Here is a 19,245-nt window from a genome sequence, read left to right as displayed (position 1 = left end):
TACAGTGTTTGTAGTGCGGACTTCAGTCCGCATATTCAGAGGACTGAAGTCCTCACTACAAACCAAATTACAGTGTTTGTAGTGCGGACTTCAGTCCGCATATTCAGAGGACTGAAGTCCTCACTACGAACCAAATTACAATCTCGGATCTACAGGTTCGCTCTCCATTGCTAATACTCCGAAAACGCACTCGTGAACTTGCCTCAACGGAGCACCCGCAACAAATCTATCCAACGATTCTACACCCAAAGCAAACTCTCGCAAAGCTAAAGAACGCTTCCCGGAAAGCCCGCGCGATCGCAATTTTTCCAAATGTTCCGGCAAAGAATATTCCAAACCGTAAATAATTCGCAAATACTCTTTTCCCCGACATTTGATCGCAGGCTGTACCAATCCTTTGCTATTATTAACAATAAATTCCATCGGTTTCACCACCATCCCTTCGCCCCCGGCATCAGTCATTTTTTCCCACCATTGAATCCCTGCCAATTGACTGTCAAGATCGGCAATTCTAACTACTTTGTATTCAGTAGCTAACAGCAATTCTAGGTCAAAATTACAGATTTCTGCTATCTGTTCCATGTGCCAGCAGTGATTCTGATCGGTGTGAACGTTTCCCTCGGTTGCCAAGATGTGGAAAGGCGCTAATTTGAGGTCGGAGATGGATTTCACGGGCCAGCAGTAGCGTTGGTAGGCACTGACATAGCGATCGGCTAAATCGGCTCGTTCCCGGTAGCCAGCCAACACAGAATCAACTTCAACTCCCCGCTGTTTCGCCTGTTCTAGCTGCTGGATTGCCTCTGCAAACCCGTGACGGGATGCGGTTCCCACGGCAGCATATTGTTCTTGCAATAAACCTTGAGCTTTGGCAGACCAAGGCATTAATTCGCAGTCCAAACACACCCAATCTGTTTTAAACTTATCCCAAAATTTGCTAGCAGAAAGAGCGCTATTTACCCGCGTTAAAAACTCTGTTTCTAAGGTAGAATTATCGAAGAAATGGCGACCTGTACGAGTGTAGCAAATGCCAATGCTGTTGTTGAAAATCCCAAAGCGCCGTTTGGCTGCCGATTCATCACGGCAAACAATCACAACTGCACGGGAACCCATGTGCTTTTCTTCACAGACAACTGTTGATATGCCTTGCTGTTGGTAGTAGTTAAAGGCTTCGGCTGGATGTTCTAAAAGTCCGGGTTCTTTTGAGGTAGCAGCGGGAGACATGGTGGGCGGTAAGTAAATCAGCCATTTGGGATTGGCGGCAAATCTGCTCATTACTTCCAGGGCTGCGATCGCATTTTCTTCTCGAATTACTATGTTGCGTTGCAGCCTTGTTGAGATCGTGCGCTTTCCGAGCACGTCGGAAATATCCAGCACGTCATCAAACTGCTGTTGGGCGGTGAGATTTGTGGCGGGAAAACTGTTAAGCGGAGTTGCAATGGGTGGAAAGGCGATCGGTTTGGCTGGTTCGCAGTAAATCATCGCAGCAGGAACGCTGACAAATTCTCTTTCAGGATACCGCAAAGCTGTTAGCTTGCCACCGAAAACGCAGCCTGTGTCAATATCAACAGTATTGTTCAACCATTCTGTTTCGGGAATCGGGGTGTGTCCGTAAACAACAGCAGCTTGACCTCGATATTCGGCGGCCCAATTGTAGCGGACTGGTAAGCCGAATTCATCGATTTCGCCTGTGGTTTCTCCGTACAATGCGAAATCTCGAACGCGGGCGGATGCGCGTCCCTGAAGTTCTGCTTTCATTCCGGCGTGGGCGACGACTAATTTGCCACCGTCGAGGACGTAATGACCGATTAAACTATCTAGAAATTGGCTAATTTCGCTAACTGCTGGTTCGCGCAATTCATCCGGTAAAGCTGCAATTTCTGCTAAGGTTTGTTCGAGTCCGTGGTTGATTTTGACATTTTTGCCGCTGAGTTTTCGCAATAATTTGATGTCGTGATTTCCGGGGACGCACAAAGCGGTTGATGCTGCTACCATGTTGCGGACGAGTTTGAGGGTGTCGAGAATGCGCGGGCCTCGATCGACCAAATCGCCCAAAAACACCGCTTTACGGCCTTCTGGATGGGCGTAGGTGGGATAATCCCAAAAGCCAGATGCGCTGGATGGTTCGACAATTTGATAGCCCAACTGTTGCAGCAATTGTGACAATTCGCCGCAGCATCCGTGAACGTCGCCGATGATGTCAAAGGGGCCTCTGTCGTGTTTGCGGTTGTTCCACAACGGTTGTCTTTCGATTTGGGCTGCTGCGATGTCTTCTGGGGAACGGAGGATGTGAACGTAGCGGAAGCCTTCGCGATCGAGATTTCGGAGGGATCGTCTTAAATTTTGAACGTGGCGGCGGATTACGTGATTCCCAAAATTGCGGTTGGGACGCTGCTGGTTGCGATCGGCACACAATTTCTCCGGCAAATCCAGCACAATTGCTACTAAAAAGCAATGATATTTTCGGGCTAATTCTAACAGCGGTTTGCGACTTTCTGGCTGCACGTTCGTAGCATCAATCACAGTTAATTTACCCGCAGCCAGACGTTTAGCAGCAATTAAATGCAGCACTTCAAAAGCATCAGCGGTGGCTGCTTGATTGTTTTCGTCGTCGGAAACCAGGCCGCGGCAGTAATCCGATGAAATGATTTCTGTCGGTTGGAAATGCTGGCGCGCAAAGGTGGATTTGCCGGAACCCGATGCACCGATGAGCAGGACTAAAGATAGTTCGGGAATTGTAATTTTCATGGTTTAATAATTATGATTTATAGCGGTTATCAGAAAGCTCAGGTATGTTGTTGGGCTTTAGCCCTCTGAGTTTAGTGGTGATATAAGCTGTCAGTCATACCTCACTTTTTTGAGAACCGCTATATCTCGTTTCCGGTTGGATGGAGATGATTTAACCACAGAGAGCGCAGAGAACACAGAGAGAGAGAAGAGAGATAAATAATGGAGCATCTCAGTTTTGCATTTACAGTGCTGTCGGGAGCTCGCGTATTGTACAATACGCGAGCTCTTAAGCTCGCACTAAAATAAAAAAAATGCTTTTTACACAACTGAGATGCTCCCTCAATAATTCTAATTAAGAGCGGAATTGATATTACTCGTTATCATGCTCGTCAAGGTTAACTAAAAAAACATCAAAACGCTTGATTACCATTGCCACTCAAGCTCATCCCATTCCGTAGCGGTGACATCATCAAGCAGGACATCATCATTTTGCTCTGCCATTTTTGCGAACGCTTCCTCCCACCCGGCACGCGGTTTTATAGCTGCACGAATGACGCTCCGATCGCCCTGAACTTCGATTTCTACTGCTTCGCTAATACCAATTTGCTCTAACAACGATCTGGGAATGCGAATTTCTTGATGATTCTCAATTTTCATGATTTGTGTTTGAATAGATTTACTCATTACTAAAGCCTGCATTTTTCCAAGTTCAACTATAACCTTTATCAAAAATATGAGGTATAACTGATAGCTTATATAATTACTTAAACTCAGAGGGCTGAAGCCCAACAACATACCTCAACTTAAACTCAGAGGGCTGAAGCCCAACAACATACCTCATCCGGAGTTCGATCCCCTATATATTTATATTGTAAGCACAAACAGACTGTCTGTATTATTTGCCTTGGGTAAATATTGCCATTTGCGTAGGCGAACCTACTTCTAAATCTTCGATTCCCACAGATCGAAACTCTACCGCAAAGGCAAATTTTTCTGCAACCGCATTCGCCCAAGTCTGAAACTGATTTCTAGTCCACTCAAAACGGTGATCGCGGTGGCGAAATTTACCCGCCGGCAAGTTTTCAAACCGAACATTGTACTCAACGTTGGGAGTTGTGACGATCGCAAATTTCGGCCGCACAAACTCAAATAACACCCGTTCAAAAGCAGCCAACCGTTCTAAATCCAAGTGTTCCATAACTTCGATCGCCGTTGCTGCGTCAAAATCCGTCAAGCGGCTGTCCCGATAAATCAGGGAACTTTGGATCAATTGTAAGCGAGATTGCTGTGCGGGAGAAAGGCGATCGACCTGCAATCGTTTTTTGGCGATTTCCAACGCCCGAAAAGACACATCGACTCCAGTAATTTGGGCGATCGCACTTTCGGCTAAAAGCAATCGCAGCAGTTTTCCCTCACCGCAGCCCAAATCTACCACTCGCTGAGCACCGCTGGCTTTTAAAACAGTCATCACAGCTTCTAAACGCTGTTCGTTGAGGCTAATTCGCCCTTCTAAAACTTCCTCTTCTTGCTGGTGAGAAACTTCGAGTTTCTCCGGATCGAGATTATCTTCCTCTACTAATTGTGCCACAGCAAGGCGCGTCAAGCGGCGTTGGCGTTTTAGATAGCGATCGGCAATTTGTTCGCGGGCGGGATGGGAGTTCAACCAACCTTCGCCGTGCCGCAATAACTTCTCGATTTCATCATCGCCCACCCAGTAATGTTTGTCGTCATCTAAGACAGGAATTAGTACATAAAGATGGCTCAAAAAATCCGCCAACCGAACTGTATTTTGCAGTTCCACAGCAAAGTAAGGACTCGCTCCCCACTCGGGAAATTGTTCGTCAAGAATCAGCGGTTTTGCTGCGACTTGATAGCCCAGGGGTTCAAACATTTGGCGGAGGAACTTCTCGCCTCCACGACAGGGTAAAACCGACAGTTTAACTGTCAGCGGAATAGCCGTTTCTGCGAGTTCTGGGCGGTCTTTGCAGCGCCCGGATAGGGCTGTACGGAAGACCTGGGCGAGGGCGACAGACAGAAAGGATGAGGCTGCGTAGGGGCGATCGTTGACGTATTGTTCCAAAGGGCGATCGTCCGATTTTGCCTTACCGCGCACCAAACCCACCGGATCGACATCTAACAGCAAAGCCGCCGTGCACTTGTCTGCATTTGCTTCTGGATAAAACACGCTAGCTTGTCCGAAAGTCATCGGGAAGCATTGAAGGCGATCGGGATGTTTGTGCAGCAAATAGCCTAAATCCGTAGCAGGGACGCGAGTTGTCGAAATGGTTAATAACATCGATATCTACATTCCAAATAAAGTTTACCCAAAGGTTCGTAGTGAGGACTTCAGTCCTTCTTCCTGATGACTAAAATACTCACCAATAAAGGTTCGTAGTGAGGACTTCAGTCCTTATTCCTGATGACCAAAGTCAAGGTTCGTAGTGAGGACTTCAGTCCTTCTTCCTGATGACTAAAGTTAAGGTTCGTAGTGAGGACTTCAGTCCTTCTTCCTGATGACTAAAGTTAAGGTTCGTAGTGAGGACTTCAGTCCTTCTTCCTGATGACTAAAGTTAAGGTTCGTAGTGAGGACTTCAGTCCTTCTTCCTGATGACTAAAGTCAAGGTTCGTAGTGAGGACTTCAGTCCTTCTTCCTGATGACTAAAGTCAAGGTTCGTAGTGAGGACTTCAGTCCTTCTTCCTGATAATTAAAATCCTCACTATCAACCAAACTTTGCGATAAATTTAGTCTTGTGATGGATGCGGACTAAAGTCCTCACTACGAACCAAATTTGGATGCGGACTAAAGTCCTCACTACGAACCAAATTTGGATGCGGACTAAAGTCCTCACTACGAACCAAATTTGGATGCGGACTAAAGTCCTCACTACGAACCAAATTTGGATGCGGACTAAAGTCCTCACTACGAACCAAATTTGATGTTTCTCCCAAAACAATCAATGAGATTGCTGTTTTTCCACACTTCCCAAATTCAACTTAGCCCGCAATTCATCCTTGATGCGATTTAAAATAGAATCCTCATCCAAAGAAGCCAAAATCTTGCTCACCACAGCCTTCGGCCCCTCATCTCCCCAAGAAGCACCATTAGCCAAATAAGCCTTAGTAACTTGGCCGATTCCGTAGCAAGAAACCCCAGCAATTGCAGCTTGAGTCACCGCCACAGAAACATAAGGCCCCAAAGCCAAACCCCCCGTCGCCGGCGTCGCCAAACCCAACAATCCTTTCAAAGAACTTAAACCAAAATTCGCCAGCAATTCTCCCGCAGTAATTCCCCCCATACTAATCGCAATCTTTTGCAGCAATTCCACCGCGCCCGCTTCTGTCATCGCAATGCCGTAAACTTTAGATAGAGTTAATATCATGACCACATCAATTACCGCACCGCTGAGCAGATCGATGACAGTAAGAGGATTCAGGGCGATCGCCACAGCTTTAGTCATTACCCCATTCCAGATAATCCGGTTAGCAGCATCCTCTCTAATTTCCATTTTTCGCAGCACCAACTGCTCGTTAATATCTCCCGCACAGAGCATCGTATTCAGCGCTACCAAAGATTTACCTTCCCTGTCTAAAATCTCCAAAATTTTTAATTTTAAATCCTCAACTTGCGGCAAACTCCGAGTCATTTTTACTCCCATACTTCCATCGGGACGGCGCACCGCTTGCGCTGTCAAAGGAGAAGCCGCCGCCATCACAATTTCATCCGGAGATAGCAATTCTCTCACGCGATCGTCCCGGATTTTATGATAAATTGCCAGCCTATCTGCATCAGGATACTGGTCAATTTTATTAAACACTAATAACATCGGTTTTCCGGCTTCCCGCAACTGCGAAAGAGCTGCATATTCCACCTTCGTAATATCGCCAGCAACTACAAACAAAATCAAATCGGCTTGTTGCGCGACGCGGCGGGCTAAAAGTTCGCGAGTTTCGCCGTCAACTTCATCAATTCCCGGAGTATCGATTAATTCTACTTGCGACAAACGGTAAATAACCGGCGAAAGTCGTAGCGTAGCGGGGCGTAAGCCATCGGGTAAATCATCATCATCATCAATACCATCTCCGACATCCCACTGGCCAATAGTTGTGGTGCGAGTCACCCCGTGAGTCGGGCCCGTTTCAAACACATTTTGACCCAAAAGCGCGTTCAAAACCGAAGATTTCCCCCTTCCTACCATCCCAAACACAGCGATTTGGACGCAAGCGCGCTCTAGCTTGTCGAGCATGGTTTCCAAGCCGCCAATTTCCGGCTCCAGTCCAGTTCGCTCTTGTGCTGTCAAATCGAGATTTTCTACTATATCTCGCAGAGCATCTTTGGCGCGGCGGAGGTTGAGTTCTGCTTGAATGTCTGCGAAGCTTAATATTGTGTCGTCTAATTCGCGATCGACATTTGAAAAATCCGATACTTCAGTCATTGTTACCTGATGTTATAGCTTTGCTTAAAGTTTCTACCGATATGATGCTATTCTAGCTTTTTCTGTGGGCTTTGTACATTCTGGACGGGATAATGCTCGCAATAGTCAAATTAAACCTGACTACCTTTATATCTCTCGTTTATAGCCGAGTCTCGATCCCCCTAAATCCCCCTTAAGAAGGGGGACTTTGAGTGTTTCCGGTTCCCCCCTTCTTAAGGGGGAGTAGGGGGCAAGCTAAGGGGGGATCTGGCCTCGGCGGCAAACAGAAGTCTCTGAATAAGTTTGACCTTAACTTGACACCAATGAGCAATACTGTGTCGCTACAAATCTCATGTAAAATCCATTGAATTTACAACCAATGATTAACCCGATAAAAATTTCAAGTTATCCATTTCTCTTACGTGTAATAATTTTCCTATTAATCTTGGCAACAATCTGGCTACCCCTAGCCGCACCAATTTATCTCTTAGTTAAAGATAGCAACCTCGCAACTATTCTGACAATGGGATTGTTGTTTACCGAATTTTTGTTGCTACTTCCGCGCTGGGGAAAACAGGTTTACAGACAAACGCAATTGCTCAAAAGTTACGGTTTAGTGAATACGCGACAAAACGGTTTTGAGCTTTTGACGGGATTGGCGATCGGCATTTCGATTACTTTCACCCTATTTTTGGTGCAAGGACTGTTTGGCTTTGTCGCATGGCAAAATTCTCATAATTTGCCGAGAATCATCGCAGAAGGGCTATTAAGCGCCCTGGGAGTGGGTTTTGCGGAGGAGTTGGTATTCCGGGGTTGGTTGTTCGACGAGTTGCAGCGGGATTACAGTTATCCGATGTCTGTGCGGGCGAACAGTCTGGTGTTTGCCCTATCTCATTTTATCAAATCCGTGGAGGGAATGCTGCGGACTTGGCCTCAGTTTCCGGGGCTGTTGTTGCTGGGTTTGATACTGGTTTTGGCAAAGCAAAGCCGTCAAAATCGATTGGGTTTGTCGATCGGGCTTCATGCAGGTTTAGTCTGGGGATACTATATAATTAACGTCGGAGAGTTAGTGCGATATTCTGGTTCTGTCCCGGATTGGGTGACTGGAATTAACGGCAATCCGTTGGCTGGTGCGATCGGGCTATTGTTTTTGAGCGTGTTGGCTGTGGGAATGCGACAGATGTCGGAACAGTCCAAAGGTGTGTAATATATCGATCGGGTGCGTCGCTATCAGATTGTTGGGATTAAGTTAGGAATTTTTTATGGCGACACACCCTACAACTACTTAGGCTTATGTCTCAGAATTTTCAGATAATTAGCATCTCTGGTGAAATCATGGGCGGAACACCTGTTTTTATTGGCACTAGGGTTCCTGTCCAAACACTTTTTGACTATTTAGAAGCTGGAGAATCAATTGATGATTTTTTAGATGGATTTCCCACTGTAACTAGGGATCAAGTAATTGCTCTGTTGGAAGTTCTTAGAAAACAATTGATTGCGATGGTGGCGGGAAAAAAGCAAAAAAGCAAAAGAGTAAAGGGCTAAGAATTTCAAGTTGCAGCACACGCAACCCGAAAACCGTCGAAATTGCCGTGGAAATCTGGCGTATAGACGCCGCGAAAAGCAGAACGGCACTCGCCCGAAATGCCACTCCAAAAACCCCCGCGCAACAGCCACTTTTTACCCTGTCCACCACTTTCCCAAGCACTACCATCAGTCGGCGCACCTTCATAATTATTATGCCAAATATCTTGACACCATTCCCAGACATTCCCGTGCATATCGTACAGTCCAAAACTATTAGGTGGAAAACTACCCACAGCAGTTGTTTTTTGACGGTAGATTCCTTTGGGTGCGCGAGCGTAAGGAGAATTCCCATTATAATTAACTAAATCCGGGGTAATAGTATCTCCAAAATAAAAAGGTGTCGTCGTTCCCGCACGACAAGCATATTCCCATTGGGCCTCACTAGGCAATTTGTAATTGCGTCCAGTAAGTTGAGATAACCTCGCACAAAACTCTGTAGCATCATGCCAAGATACTTGCTCGACAGGCAAATTAGCGCCTTTAAAATAAGAAGGATAAACCTTGAGGTCAATTTTGACTTTCGGTAAATTTGCCACAGCACGCCATTGAAGCTGAGTCACCTGATATCTGCCCATAAAAAAAGGGGCGATATTAACAGTACGCTGCGGCTCTTCATCGTTACTTCTTCCTGCTTCCAAATTTGGGGAACCCATGACAAAACTACCCTCAGGAATTGCCACCATTTCTAAAATAATAGCAGGGGCGAGCGTTTCGGAAAATACCTGTACTTGACATTGAGTGCGCTTGACAATTCGCCCCCTTGAATTCACTGTCACAGTTTCAAATTCAACTGTTTTTAGGGGAGTTGATGATACTTTTTTCGGTATTTTTTCTGGTGGCGCTGCCAATTCTGCCCCCACACAATCCGCACGCGAAGCTTTTAAAAGATCTATTCTTGTCGGATTAGTTGAAATTAAAGTAGCAGCATCAGGTGGGAATAAAGCTGGTAACGGTGCAGGCTGCGACAAAGATAAAATTGCTTGTAATGCTTCCCCTGCATTTTGATAGCGCTGACTGAAATGGTCGCGCACCATTTTATCTAAAATATTAGCTAAATAATTGCTAACACTAGCTCGCTCGCGCCAAATAATCTCTCCTGTATTCAGATCTTCTGGTAATTTAAAAGGAGGTTGGCCGGTCAATGCTTGAATCCCAATCATCCCTACTGCATGAATATCACTGGCAAGTTTAGGTCTCCGGTTAGCTTGTTCGCTTGGCATATAACCAGAAGAACCAATTGCAATAGTTGAGCTACTTTGCCCATCAACATTAACAACTATTGTGCTAACTTGCTTAACAGCACCAAAGTCAATCAGGACAATTTTACCATCGTGGCGGCGCATGATATTAGCAGGTTTAATATCGCGATGAATTACATTTTGCTGGTGAACGACAGCTAAAACTTCTAAAATATCGCACAATAATGTAATAGTATAAGATTCGCTGAATTTTTTACCCGGAGTCAGTTCTTTCGTCAGGTCTTGTCCTGCGATAAAATCTTGCACCAAATAAAATTCTCCATGTTCCTCAAAGTGGGCCCAAAGCCTCGGGATTTGGTCGTGCAGCTTACCCAGCTTGTACAGGGTTTCGGCTTCACTGTCGAACAAGCGTTTGGCAATTGGTAGAATGTCGGGATTGGAGTCTTTTGGTTTAAAATGTTTGACAACGCACTGAGGATGTCCGGGCAAGTCTAAATCTTTGGCTAGGTAAGTGTCGCCAAAAGCGCCTTGTCCCAAGAATTTGATAATTTGATAATGATTGCGGAGGGTACGACCTAGCATAGTTTTCAGGAAATGCAGTGGAAGTTAGGATATATTGTCGCACAAAAAGTAATGAGATGCTTAAACTCAGAATCGTTTCCACAATTATACTGCTAGTTAGTGCCAGTTGTTCATCTCTCGCACAAGCACAAAATCCTGCACAAACAAAGCAAAATAACTCTTTAGTTCAAGTCCAGCCAACCGGCGAACAAATCCTCAATGCTTGCGTGCAGAATCGCGCGGAAACTCTGCCAAATCCTTTTACCGATGTGCCGCGCAATCACTGGGCTTACAAAGCAGTTTTGACGATGTATTATTGCGGTGCTTACCGAGAAGCAACTGCGCCTGCTTTAATTCAAGAATTGCTGGAATCAACACAAACAAATTGACTATTCCGCATTTCATCAGGGGCCCGAAACCTGGTTTTTTAGGCACAGTCCAGGACGCAATTATCATATTAAATCAAGGTATGTTGTTGCGCTTCAGCGCTCTTTCATAATATAAAGAGCGCTGAAGCGCAACAACATACCTAAAATATTAGAAAAAGCAGGTTTCTGACTCAATGCGTTTCAAGGCCAAAGAAACCGAGTTTTTGATAGTTTTAGGGTGTTGCACTGCTGTCTTTCGTAAAAAACCCGGTTTCTGACTATTAAAACTCAGCCCGAACCGTAAACGAATAATCGCCCCCTGGTTCAAGCTGATAATCCCATTTCTCCAGAAAACGGTGCAGCGGTTCCTGAATCAATGCCCTACCCTGAGAGGGTTCAAGAATTAGTGTTTTTTCTTCCCGAAAACGCCATTGAAAGTGCCACTCAAAACTGCCGGCAGTCACTTCACCTTCAATCGTGCCTTTTAGCCAAGATTGACCCGTAACTCGGACATGGGCTGTAGTTTCAGGCAAACGTCTCGAACTCACCTTTTTGTTTCCACGTTTGTTTCTATAATGGTACGATTGTTGTAGAGGCTCATGCTTTTTTCTACTCCTTGCTGTAGACTTAGCTCGATCGCCTCTACAACCAATTTCAGCATCTTCTCTACTAACTGACTTTCCTCTGAAGAAAATTTTCCTAACACGAAGGAAATCGTATCTTTATCATTTTTAGCAGGATCGCTTTGAGGTTTGCCAATGCCAATCCGCAACCGGGGAAATTTGTCTGTCCCCAAATGAGATATTGTGGATTTCATACCGTTGTGCCCGCCCGCTGAACCAGCTAGGCGCATTCTCATTTTCCCGATCGGCAAATCCATATCGTCGTATACTACTAACACCGATTCGGGAGGTATTTTGTACCAATCCGCCGCCGCCCGAATCGATTGGCCTGACAGATTCATGTACGTCAGGGGTTTGAGCAACCGGATTTTCTGTCCGCGCGGCCGATTTCCCTCGCCGAATATGCCTTGAAATTTGCGATTTTCTGACAGCGAAATCTGCCAAGCTTGAGCCAAAGCATCCACTGCATTAAAGCCGATATTGTGTCGCGTGCGATCGTACTTTGGTTCTGGATTCCCCAAACCTACAATTAGCTGGGGAATCACCAACTCCGCTGGAGTTTCCGACTTCTGAGTGTTGTTCATTTAAGTATCTGCGGTATCTTCCTTAGCAGCCGCGAGTTTTTCTGGTGCCGGCTTTTTGGTTGCTACTGCTTCTTCCAACTGCTTGGCTTCCCGCGTAAACTCCGACTCAAAATCCCGCGAAGCATCCTGAAAACCCCGCAGCGCTTTGCCGAAACTCCGACCAATTTCTGGTAACTTTTTCGGGCCGAATACCAACAGGGCGATAGTGAAAATTACTGCCATTTCCGGCAAGCCAATGCCAAAAATATTCATTTTGTTTCTCCTGCAATTTGTTTAATTAGTTAGAATTTAATTCCGACGCACTAACGGGAAAGGGTAAGGGGAAATGGGAAAACTTAGCTTTTACCCTTTCTCCTCTACCCTCAGCTTTTACTGTTAGTCTTAAATTTCGCTGCTCAAAGTTTAGCGGCCGAGACTCGACCAATCAACGTCCACATTCTCTAGAATCAGAGAAGAGTTGTAGATTTGCAAAATAATCAACAAGAACACGAAAAACAGTCCAATGAAAACGCTCATCAATAGGGTGGTTCCCCAACCGGGGGCTACCTTGCCGTATTCTGAGTTAAGGGGTTTGAGTCTGTCTCCCAACCAAGTCCGTTGTGCCATAAGTCACCTGCAATGAATCTCTACAGAAAAGTTTGACATATTTCCACCGCTAATTGCGATCGCAATTTCTCAGATCCCCCACTCGGACACTCTCCCCCTCTCCCTGTCCCACTCAGAGGCTGCCATACCGTACCGCGCCTCAAATTACTAGACTTTTAGACGAATTGTTATTTTTTGTAATATTATAGAGGGGATAACTCATAATCGCTCCTCAATATGGAACCAGCAGCAGTTCTCGGCATTTCTCTCGGTATGTGTCTGGTGGCAATCACCGGTTTCTCGATCTACACGGCTTTCGGCCCTCCTGCTAAGGAATTGAGAGATCCTTTTGAAGAACACGAAGATTAAAGATGAAGGAAGAAGGAAGAGGGAAGAGGGAAGAAGGAAGAGGGAAGAGGGAAGAGGGAAGAAGGAAGAAGGGAAGAAGGAAGAAGGAAGAAGGAAGAAGGAAGAAGGAAGAAGGAAGAAGGAAGAAGGAAGAAGGAAGAAGGAAGATTTTTCCAATTCTCCCCCTCTCCCCCTCTCCCACTCTCCCCCTCTCCCAATTCTCCCCCTCTCCCCCTCTCCCAATTCTCCCCCTCTCCCCTTCCCCACAGCGATCGAACTTCTGTGTTGGGCGAACCACCGTCTCCTGCTGCTCAATGCTATATTCTTTAAAATACTCTAAATCTATATTTGAGAAATCTATCTTCCAGTTAAAGTAAAAATTATCAAGTTTCAGGGAAAAGCAAGATGGGCAATAGCTTTGGGCATCTATTTCGGATATCGACATTTGGGGAATCTCACGGCGGGGGTGTGGGAGTGGTAATTGACGGTTGCCCGCCTCTGGTGTCGATCGACGCATCGTTCATTCAAGCGGAACTCGATCGCCGCCGCCCCGGCCAAAGCAAAATTACTACACCACGCAAAGAAGCAGATACCTGCGAAATTCTGTCGGGGGTGTTTGAAGGCAAAACTCTGGGAACGCCGATCGCCATTTTAGTCCGCAATCAAGACACTCGCCCGCAAGATTACGGCGAAATGGCCACAACTTACCGTCCTTCCCACGCTGATGCTACCTACGATGCTAAGTACGGAATTCGCAACTGGCAAGGCGGAGGTCGATCGTCGGCGAGAGAAACAATTGGTAGAGTAGCAGCAGGGGCGATTGCCAAAAAAATTCTCCAACAAGCAGCAGGCGTAGAAATAGTCGGTTACGTCAAACGCATCAAAGACTTAGAATGCGTCGCCGACCAGGACACTGTTACCTTAGAACAAGTAGAAAGCAACATCGTTCGCTGTCCCGATGCCGAATGCGCCATCAAAATGATTGAACTGATCGAAAAAGTTCGCGACAGTGGAGATTCGATCGGCGGCGTAGTCGAATGCGTCGCCCGCAACTTACCCAAAGGCCTCGGAATGCCGGTATTCGACAAACTCGAAGCCGATTTGGCCAAAGCGATTATGTCATTACCCGCCAGCAAAGGCTTTGAAATTGGTTCGGGCTTTGCGGGGACTCTGCTTTTGGGCAGCGAACATAATGATGAATACTATACTGATGAACAAGGAGAAATTCGTACAGTCACGAATCGCTCCGGTGGAATTCAGGGTGGCATTGCTAACGGTGAAAATATCATTCTGCGCGCGGCTTTCAAGCCAACTGCAACAATTCGCCAGCAACAGCGCACAGTCACCCGAGAGGGGGAAGCAACGCTGCTGGCGGCAAAAGGAAGGCACGACCCTTGCGTTTTACCAAGAGCTGTGCCAATGGTGGAAGCAATGGTAGCTTTAGTGTTGTGCGACCATCTGCTGCGCCATCACGGACAATGTGGAACCTTAAAGTCTGAATTTTAAAATGGAAATCAGCTTGTCCTCTGTAGTGGCAAATCCCGTTGATTGCCCTCAACCCTCCGAAGCAATAAAAGGTATAGATGATTTTGTAGTACAGTTCTGGGGCGTGCGGGGCAGTGTTCCTACACCCGGATCGGAAACTGTTCGCTACGGTGGCAATACTTCTTGTTTGGAAATGCGAGTCGGTGGAAAACGCTTGATTTTTGACGGCGGAACTGGCTTGCGGATGCTGGGAGACCAGTTGCTGCAAGAAATGCCCGTGCAAGCTTATATGTTTTTTACTCACTATCACTGGGATCACATTCAAGGGTTCCCGATGTTCGCCCCAGCTTTCATTCGCGGCAATAGCTTTGATATTTATGGGGCAATTCCCCCCGATGGAGATTGCCTGAAACGGCACTTCGTCGAACGGGTTTTGCACTCGAATTCGCCGGTGCCGCTGATGGGTTTGCCGGCAGATCTGACTTTTCACGAGATCGATCACAACCAGACGATGATGCTGGATGATATTGAGATTAGAACTGGTTCTCTGAATCACCCGAATACTGCTATGGGATATCGGGTGACTTGGCAGGGACGTTCTGTTGTTTACTGTTCGGATACGGAACATTTTCCCGATCGGCTAGATGAAAATGTGTACAATTTAGCCCTCGATGCTGACGTGCTGATCTACGATGCGATGTACACCGACGAGGAATATCACAACCCCAAGTCTCCGAAGGTGGGTTGGGGACACTCGACTTGGCAGGAAGCGGTGAGAATGGCTAAGGAGGCTCGGGTGAAACGGGTGGTGATTTTTCACCACGATCCGGCTCATACTGACGATTTTCTCGATCGCATCGCCGAAGACGTGCAAATCGCTTTTCCCAAGGCTGTTATGGCCCGCGAGGGTCTTATTTTGCCGATCGGCTTCTGAAATTTCGTCGGTACGGTCGATCGTACCTTTGTCAAATCATCATGATGATGATCGTGATGATGATGTGGAGCAGGTCTCGGGGCCTGCTCCATAACTTTTTTATTTGTAGCAAAGACTCTTGGTACGTGGTATAATTCTGACTTGGTAACTTTTTAGGAAGAATATTTAAGGTTTTTTTCATTATTTGACAGGCTCTTATTTGAGAAAATCGGACAAAATGGCAGTTTGTTATTCAAAGCGGGTGTTTAGCTGCTCAAGTCTGTAGACCAGATTACTGGGCTTTCTGTAACTGTGATGGGTAGAAATATGCTGACTAATGGGTTGGGTGCAAGCCTCGCCCTTATAGGGCGACTTTAGTTAAGCATCGTGAATAATCAAACGGGGGTTTACTCACGATACTATAATTAGGTTAGGAGGACAGAGTAAATGCTTAACTTAACCTACGAGTTCAAATTGAAACCAACGACAGCGCAGATAGCTATCTTTGAAGATTGGCTAGAGCAGTGTCGTCGCGTCTATAACTACGCGCTCGCAGAACGCAAGCATTGGTTTCAATCTCGTAGTTGTCAGATTAACGCTTGCTCTATCCGTTCTGAATTTATCATCCCTGCGGAAACAAAGCGTCCGACTTACGCCAGTCAGTGCAAAAGCTTAACCGCAGCCAGAGCGAACATACCTGCTTTGGGTTCGGTTCAAGTACACGTTCTACAGCAGACCTTAAGAAGGTTGGAAAAAGCATTCGTGAGTATGTGGGAACAGAAGCACGGGTTTCCCCGCTTCAAAAAAGCAGGTGCGATGCGGTCTTTTGTGTTTCCAGAGATGGGTGTGAATCCAGTTCAAGGCGTCCAAGTTAAACTGCCCAAGATTGGTTGGGTTAAACTCCATCAATCGCGTCCCATCCCTGACGGAGCGACGATCAAGCAAGCCAGAATTGTTCGCAGAGCTAGCGGTTGGTACGTAATGCTAACGCTGCAATGGGATGTTTCGGTTTCCGCAGTTATGCCACACGGTGAAGCGCTGGGGATTGATGTTGGACTGACTAATTTCATAGCTACTTCCAACGGTCTTTTAGTTAAGCGCCACAAGTTTTTCGTAGACGCCGAATGCAAGCTTAAATTGCTGCAAAAGCGTGTCAGCCGAAAAAAGTTAGGTTCAAATAATTGGAAGAAAGGTCAGAAGAAAGTTGCCAAGCTGCACGAGTATATTGCTAACTGTCGTAAAGACTGGCATTGGAAGTTGGCACACCAGCTCTGCGAAGACGCGGGAATGATATTCGTTGAAGACTTAAATTTAGTTGGTTTGTCTAGAGCAATGTTAGGTAAGCATTGTCTAGACGCGAGTTGGGGTCAGTTTTTTACGATTTTGCAACAAGTCTGTTTTAAGCACGGTGTCTACTTTCAAAAAGTAAGCGCTCACAAGACAAGCCAGATTTGTTCTAGTTGTGGTGTCGAAACAGGCAAGAAAGAATTGTCGGAACGCACTCATTCTTGTTCTAGTTGTGGGTACACGACTGATCGAGATGTCGCAGCAGCACAAGTAGTTCTAATTAGAGGACTTGCAGCCGTAGGGCATACGGTCAAGATGCTTTCTGAGGGTAAACTCGTTGGAGTCCCAGTGAAGAAAGAATCCTCGTGCCTTTAGGCCGAGGAGTGTCAAAGAACTAACGTCGCCCCTAAACCAAAGTAAAAATTTATTGCGACTTGCTCTTATCTGCGATCGAGTAACGACGCATCTGCGCGATCGCTTCCGCAAAACGCACAGCAAGAAGTAAAATAACTGGAGGATTGCCACAGGCGAAAAGGTCAAGGTTTTGAGTGCCAACAAACACGGCAAAGCTCGTGAGAGCAGACTCTCGCGATGAGCTGCTGGTGGCAGCAAACTTCCCAAATCCCGATCGCCCAGTAATTTTCTGAGAATTCCTAAAGATAAGACTGAGGTTAGATTTACGAAAAAACACACCATTGCGATGCTTTTTTCCGAACATGAATATTGGCAACTCTGAAAAGCCAATTTGAGAGCTTTTCGGTACAATCTGAGGAATTTTTCAGCAGTCAATTTCACTCACAAGAAAGAGACTATCGCTCTTTGGTTTGGGACTAGCTGCAAGCAAAGTGAAAGTTATGATTTGACTATCAAAATGGGAAATTTACGTTTTAGATCTTCAGCAAATCAGTACAGATGGATTGCCTTAGGCAGTTTCGCTGTAATTATGGGTATTTCAGGGGCCCTTGCCTACCGCCTAGCTCCGCCGCCCGGATTCATGGCCCAAGGCACTCTCACTTCTAACAATCCGCCGGTTAAATTTTCGAGCACCGGCACGACAATTCTCAAGCAGGGAGAACAACTAACTCCAGATGTTCTGCTGGCAGATAATGTTGTCAAAGCAGTGGCAGATGCAGTTAAACTGTCGCCACAGCAAGTTCGACAAAATGCTAGCGTCCAGATTTCTAAGCCGGAACAACCGCTAGAGATTGCTGTTGGGTATCGATCGCTCGATCAGCAGCAAGCAATCAAAACAGCAGATATGTTGATGAAGGGCATGGTTGAAAAAAGCCGGCTGATTAACAGATATCGCTGGCAATCAGTCAATCAGACGCTCAACCAACGCTTGGCACAAGTCACTCAAGACCTGAAACAAGCTCAGCAAAAACTCGACCAATACGAAAGAGAGCGCGCTCGCCTGTTGCAGCAAATGAAGCTTCAGCAAGACGTTTACAACAAAACTCAGCTTGCGATGGCGGATACGCAAGCCTCGGAAAAAGAAATGGTGAGCAGTTTGGCCGCCGCTACAGCGCCACAAATTGTGGCGACGCCCACGAGCGATCCAACTGTGCCTCTGATTGTGGGAGTTGGCCTGCTGTTAGCGATTTTGGTAAGTCGCGGTTTGATTCCTTCAGTGGCGGATTGGAGGAACAAAGCAGCTTTTCAGCGAGAAGAGAGCGAAAGGCTCCAAAGTGCTTTGTACCGACTGATCAAGGAAGGCAGCGGCGAAATCACTCTGGTACGGTTTGCGATGGAGACGCGGCTGTCGCCGGATGTCGCCCAGCGTTTTTTGAACCAACAAGCTGAAGTCTTTAATGCCAACTGTGAAATTAAAGACGACGGCAGCATTTTGTATCATTTCCACATTTAAAGGGCTGCGGGCGCGAGCCCTCCACAGAAGAGTTTAGCCGATCGAGCCATTGCTCGATCGGCTTGCTTTTTTGGGGCGATCGGATGTTGCAGGAAGAAGGCTTCAGTTATATGACAACAGGATTCAGCTAAGGTTTTTTGTAAGCTAGATCGGCGAGATCAAACAGAACTATATAACAGTATGTAAATAGACTGACGAGTTCTGGTTTCTTGCCATTTGGATAATTTACGATCGTTTACCAGAAAGAATTGGTGTAAAGCCGGAACCCTTATAGGGATAAAGAATAAGAAGACTATTCATTACTCCAATCCTCTTCCTTAGACCTCCTGCGAAAGTATTTTATCGATCCTTTAACAGTAGCCATTTCAGCCATTATTAACTAATAATAAAAGATTGGCCAGACATACTGGTAATTATCGGTTCTGTCGATTAGGTGAGGACTTTCGCAGGAGGTCTCTTCTTTTGTCAAGTCCCCTCAAGCGGTCAACTGTCAACTGCCCAATGAAATAGTTGCCTTTTATAGCGCTGACCTACTTAATTGCGATCGCGCACGACAGCAATTCCGTGTCTATTGTCATTGGTGACAAGTTAAGAAAAAGTGCAAATTGTCAAGGGGGTACACGAAAAAAGGTAAAATAGAATGAAACCTTGACCAGGCAAGCATTTGAGCAAGTTATGACCAGCAAAAAACGCATCAAC

20 protein-coding genes are annotated in these 19,245 nt (G+C 46.2%); 9 read left to right on the top strand and 11 right to left on the bottom strand.

Annotated features, from left to right (window positions below; translation table 11 throughout):
- Nucleotides 1–135: 135 nt before the first annotated feature.
- From QZ918_RS30050 to QZ918_RS30030, 5 genes are all read right to left on the bottom strand, one after another.
- Nucleotides 136–2,745: a polynucleotide kinase-phosphatase gene (locus QZ918_RS30050; protein WP_293342014.1), complete on the bottom strand. Its 2,610-nt coding sequence runs from the start codon at nucleotides 2,743–2,745 to the stop codon at nucleotides 136–138.
- A gap of 405 nt (nucleotides 2,746–3,150) precedes the next feature.
- On the bottom strand, nucleotides 3,151–3,426 hold the full coding sequence (locus QZ918_RS30045) for an AbrB/MazE/SpoVT family DNA-binding domain-containing protein (protein ID WP_293342012.1): 276 nt from the start codon (nucleotides 3,424–3,426) through the stop codon (nucleotides 3,151–3,153).
- A 196-nt stretch (nucleotides 3,427–3,622) separates the two neighbouring features.
- A complete protein-coding gene (locus QZ918_RS30040; protein WP_293342009.1) occupies nucleotides 3,623–5,023 on the bottom strand; it encodes a 3' terminal RNA ribose 2'-O-methyltransferase Hen1 in 1,401 nt (466 codons plus the stop codon).
- Between the two features lie 424 nt (nucleotides 5,024–5,447).
- On the bottom strand, nucleotides 5,448–5,648 hold the full coding sequence (locus QZ918_RS30035) for a hypothetical protein (protein ID WP_293342006.1): 201 nt from the start codon (nucleotides 5,646–5,648) through the stop codon (nucleotides 5,448–5,450).
- Nucleotides 5,649–5,681: 33 nt separating this feature from the next.
- Complete coding sequence (locus QZ918_RS30030; RefSeq protein ID WP_293342003.1) at nucleotides 5,682–7,160, bottom strand: GTP-binding protein; 1,479 nt, start codon at nucleotides 7,158–7,160, stop codon at nucleotides 5,682–5,684.
- A 358-nt stretch (nucleotides 7,161–7,518) separates the two neighbouring features.
- On the opposite strand from QZ918_RS30030, the gene QZ918_RS30025 reads away from it, so the two are divergent.
- Together QZ918_RS30025 and QZ918_RS30020 are read left to right on the top strand one after the other, a co-directional pair.
- Nucleotides 7,519–8,346, top strand: a complete 828-nt coding sequence (locus QZ918_RS30025) for a CPBP family intramembrane glutamic endopeptidase (RefSeq protein WP_293342000.1) — start codon at nucleotides 7,519–7,521, stop codon at nucleotides 8,344–8,346.
- A gap of 86 nt (nucleotides 8,347–8,432) precedes the next feature.
- On the top strand, nucleotides 8,433–8,684 hold the full coding sequence (locus tag QZ918_RS30020; RefSeq protein WP_293341978.1) for a DUF433 domain-containing protein: 252 nt from the start codon (nucleotides 8,433–8,435) through the stop codon (nucleotides 8,682–8,684).
- A 5-nt stretch (nucleotides 8,685–8,689) separates the two neighbouring features.
- On the opposite strand, the gene QZ918_RS30015 is transcribed toward QZ918_RS30020, so the two are convergent.
- A complete protein-coding gene (locus QZ918_RS30015; protein ID WP_293341975.1) occupies nucleotides 8,690–10,507 on the bottom strand; it encodes a bifunctional serine/threonine-protein kinase/formylglycine-generating enzyme family protein in 1,818 nt (605 codons plus the stop codon).
- A 56-nt stretch (nucleotides 10,508–10,563) separates the two neighbouring features.
- On the opposite strand from QZ918_RS30015, the gene QZ918_RS30010 reads away from it, so the two are divergent.
- Nucleotides 10,564–10,875, top strand: coding sequence for an S-layer protein (locus tag QZ918_RS30010; protein ID WP_293341973.1), 312 nt, complete (start codon nucleotides 10,564–10,566; stop codon nucleotides 10,873–10,875).
- 260 nt (nucleotides 10,876–11,135) lie between these two features.
- Here the strand turns inward: QZ918_RS30010 and QZ918_RS30005 are convergent, their stop codons facing one another.
- From QZ918_RS30005 to psbH, 4 genes are all read right to left on the bottom strand, one after another.
- Nucleotides 11,136–11,402, bottom strand: a complete 267-nt coding sequence (locus QZ918_RS30005) for a DUF3146 family protein (RefSeq protein WP_293341970.1) — start codon at nucleotides 11,400–11,402, stop codon at nucleotides 11,136–11,138.
- Nucleotides 11,399–12,061, bottom strand: a complete 663-nt coding sequence (pth, locus tag QZ918_RS30000; RefSeq protein ID WP_293341967.1) for an aminoacyl-tRNA hydrolase — start codon at nucleotides 12,059–12,061, stop codon at nucleotides 11,399–11,401. Before pth ends, QZ918_RS30005 begins: the two co-directional genes overlap by 4 nt.
- Complete coding sequence (locus QZ918_RS29995; RefSeq protein ID WP_293151090.1) at nucleotides 12,062–12,313, bottom strand: TatA/E family twin arginine-targeting protein translocase; 252 nt, start codon at nucleotides 12,311–12,313, stop codon at nucleotides 12,062–12,064.
- Nucleotides 12,314–12,463: 150 nt separating this feature from the next.
- A complete protein-coding gene (gene psbH, locus QZ918_RS29990; protein ID WP_293127124.1) occupies nucleotides 12,464–12,667 on the bottom strand; it encodes a photosystem II reaction center phosphoprotein PsbH in 204 nt (67 codons plus the stop codon).
- A 216-nt stretch (nucleotides 12,668–12,883) separates the two neighbouring features.
- Between psbH and psbN the strand changes: the two genes are divergently transcribed.
- From psbN to QZ918_RS29965, 5 genes are all read left to right on the top strand, one after another.
- Nucleotides 12,884–13,015, top strand: a complete 132-nt coding sequence (gene psbN, locus QZ918_RS29985) for a photosystem II reaction center protein PsbN (protein WP_193971847.1) — start codon at nucleotides 12,884–12,886, stop codon at nucleotides 13,013–13,015.
- Nucleotides 12,996–13,334, top strand: coding sequence for a hypothetical protein (locus tag QZ918_RS29980; RefSeq protein ID WP_293341964.1), 339 nt, complete (start codon nucleotides 12,996–12,998; stop codon nucleotides 13,332–13,334). The genes psbN and QZ918_RS29980 overlap by 20 nt, the downstream gene beginning before the upstream one ends.
- A gap of 65 nt (nucleotides 13,335–13,399) precedes the next feature.
- Complete coding sequence (gene aroC, locus QZ918_RS29975) at nucleotides 13,400–14,500, top strand: chorismate synthase (protein ID WP_293341961.1); 1,101 nt, start codon at nucleotides 13,400–13,402, stop codon at nucleotides 14,498–14,500.
- Between the two features lies 1 nt (nucleotide 14,501).
- Nucleotides 14,502–15,413: an MBL fold metallo-hydrolase gene (locus QZ918_RS29970; protein WP_293151081.1), complete on the top strand. Its 912-nt coding sequence runs from the start codon at nucleotides 14,502–14,504 to the stop codon at nucleotides 15,411–15,413.
- A gap of 426 nt (nucleotides 15,414–15,839) precedes the next feature.
- Nucleotides 15,840–17,054, top strand: coding sequence for an RNA-guided endonuclease InsQ/TnpB family protein (locus QZ918_RS29965; RefSeq protein ID WP_293151078.1), 1,215 nt, complete (start codon nucleotides 15,840–15,842; stop codon nucleotides 17,052–17,054).
- A 49-nt stretch (nucleotides 17,055–17,103) separates the two neighbouring features.
- Here QZ918_RS29965 and QZ918_RS29960 read toward each other — a convergent pair whose 3' ends face one another.
- A complete protein-coding gene (locus QZ918_RS29960; protein WP_293341958.1) occupies nucleotides 17,104–17,370 on the bottom strand; it encodes a hypothetical protein in 267 nt (88 codons plus the stop codon).
- A 252-nt stretch (nucleotides 17,371–17,622) separates the two neighbouring features.
- Here QZ918_RS29960 and QZ918_RS29955 point away from each other — a divergent pair, with 252 nt between their 5' ends.
- Nucleotides 17,623–18,546 carry a GumC domain-containing protein gene (locus QZ918_RS29955; RefSeq protein ID WP_293151072.1) on the top strand — a complete coding sequence of 308 codons (924 nt, stop codon included), beginning with the start codon at nucleotides 17,623–17,625 and terminating at the stop codon, nucleotides 18,544–18,546.
- Nucleotides 18,547–19,245 lie beyond the last annotated feature (699 nt).

This window comes from Microcoleus sp. CAWBG58, from assembly GCF_020883045.1.
GTDB lineage: Bacteria > Cyanobacteriota > Cyanobacteriia > Cyanobacteriales > Microcoleaceae > Microcoleus.
Note: the sequence above shows the minus strand (reverse complement) of the source record. Positions and strands in the feature narration are given on the sequence as shown.

Bases quoted from the DNA above. Each gene is read 5' to 3' on its own strand.
- QZ918_RS30050 (WP_293342014.1), bottom strand. From the start codon at position 2,745: ATGAAAATTACAATTCCCGAACTATCTTTAGTCCTGCTCATCGGTGCA.
- QZ918_RS30045 (WP_293342012.1), bottom strand. From the start codon at position 3,426: ATGCAGGCTTTAGTAATGAGTAAATCTATTCAAACACAAATCATGAAA.
- QZ918_RS30040 (WP_293342009.1), bottom strand. From the start codon at position 5,023: ATGTTATTAACCATTTCGACAACTCGCGTCCCTGCTACGGATTTAGGC.
- QZ918_RS30030 (WP_293342003.1), bottom strand. From the start codon at position 7,160: ATGACTGAAGTATCGGATTTTTCAAATGTCGATCGCGAATTAGACGAC.
- QZ918_RS30025 (WP_293342000.1), top strand. From the start codon at position 7,519: ATGATTAACCCGATAAAAATTTCAAGTTATCCATTTCTCTTACGTGTA.
- QZ918_RS30020 (WP_293341978.1), top strand. From the start codon at position 8,433: ATGTCTCAGAATTTTCAGATAATTAGCATCTCTGGTGAAATCATGGGC.
- QZ918_RS30015 (WP_293341975.1), bottom strand. From the start codon at position 10,507: ATGCTAGGTCGTACCCTCCGCAATCATTATCAAATTATCAAATTCTTG.
- QZ918_RS30010 (WP_293341973.1), top strand. From the start codon at position 10,564: ATGCTTAAACTCAGAATCGTTTCCACAATTATACTGCTAGTTAGTGCC.
- pth (WP_293341967.1), bottom strand. From the start codon at position 12,061: ATGAACAACACTCAGAAGTCGGAAACTCCAGCGGAGTTGGTGATTCCC.
- QZ918_RS29995 (WP_293151090.1), bottom strand. From the start codon at position 12,313: ATGAATATTTTTGGCATTGGCTTGCCGGAAATGGCAGTAATTTTCACT.
- psbH (WP_293127124.1), bottom strand. From the start codon at position 12,667: ATGGCACAACGGACTTGGTTGGGAGACAGACTCAAACCCCTTAACTCA.
- psbN (WP_193971847.1), top strand. From the start codon at position 12,884: ATGGAACCAGCAGCAGTTCTCGGCATTTCTCTCGGTATGTGTCTGGTG.
- aroC (WP_293341961.1), top strand. From the start codon at position 13,400: ATGGGCAATAGCTTTGGGCATCTATTTCGGATATCGACATTTGGGGAA.
- QZ918_RS29970 (WP_293151081.1), top strand. From the start codon at position 14,502: ATGGAAATCAGCTTGTCCTCTGTAGTGGCAAATCCCGTTGATTGCCCT.
- QZ918_RS29965 (WP_293151078.1), top strand. From the start codon at position 15,840: ATGCTTAACTTAACCTACGAGTTCAAATTGAAACCAACGACAGCGCAG.
- QZ918_RS29955 (WP_293151072.1), top strand. From the start codon at position 17,623: ATGGGTATTTCAGGGGCCCTTGCCTACCGCCTAGCTCCGCCGCCCGGA.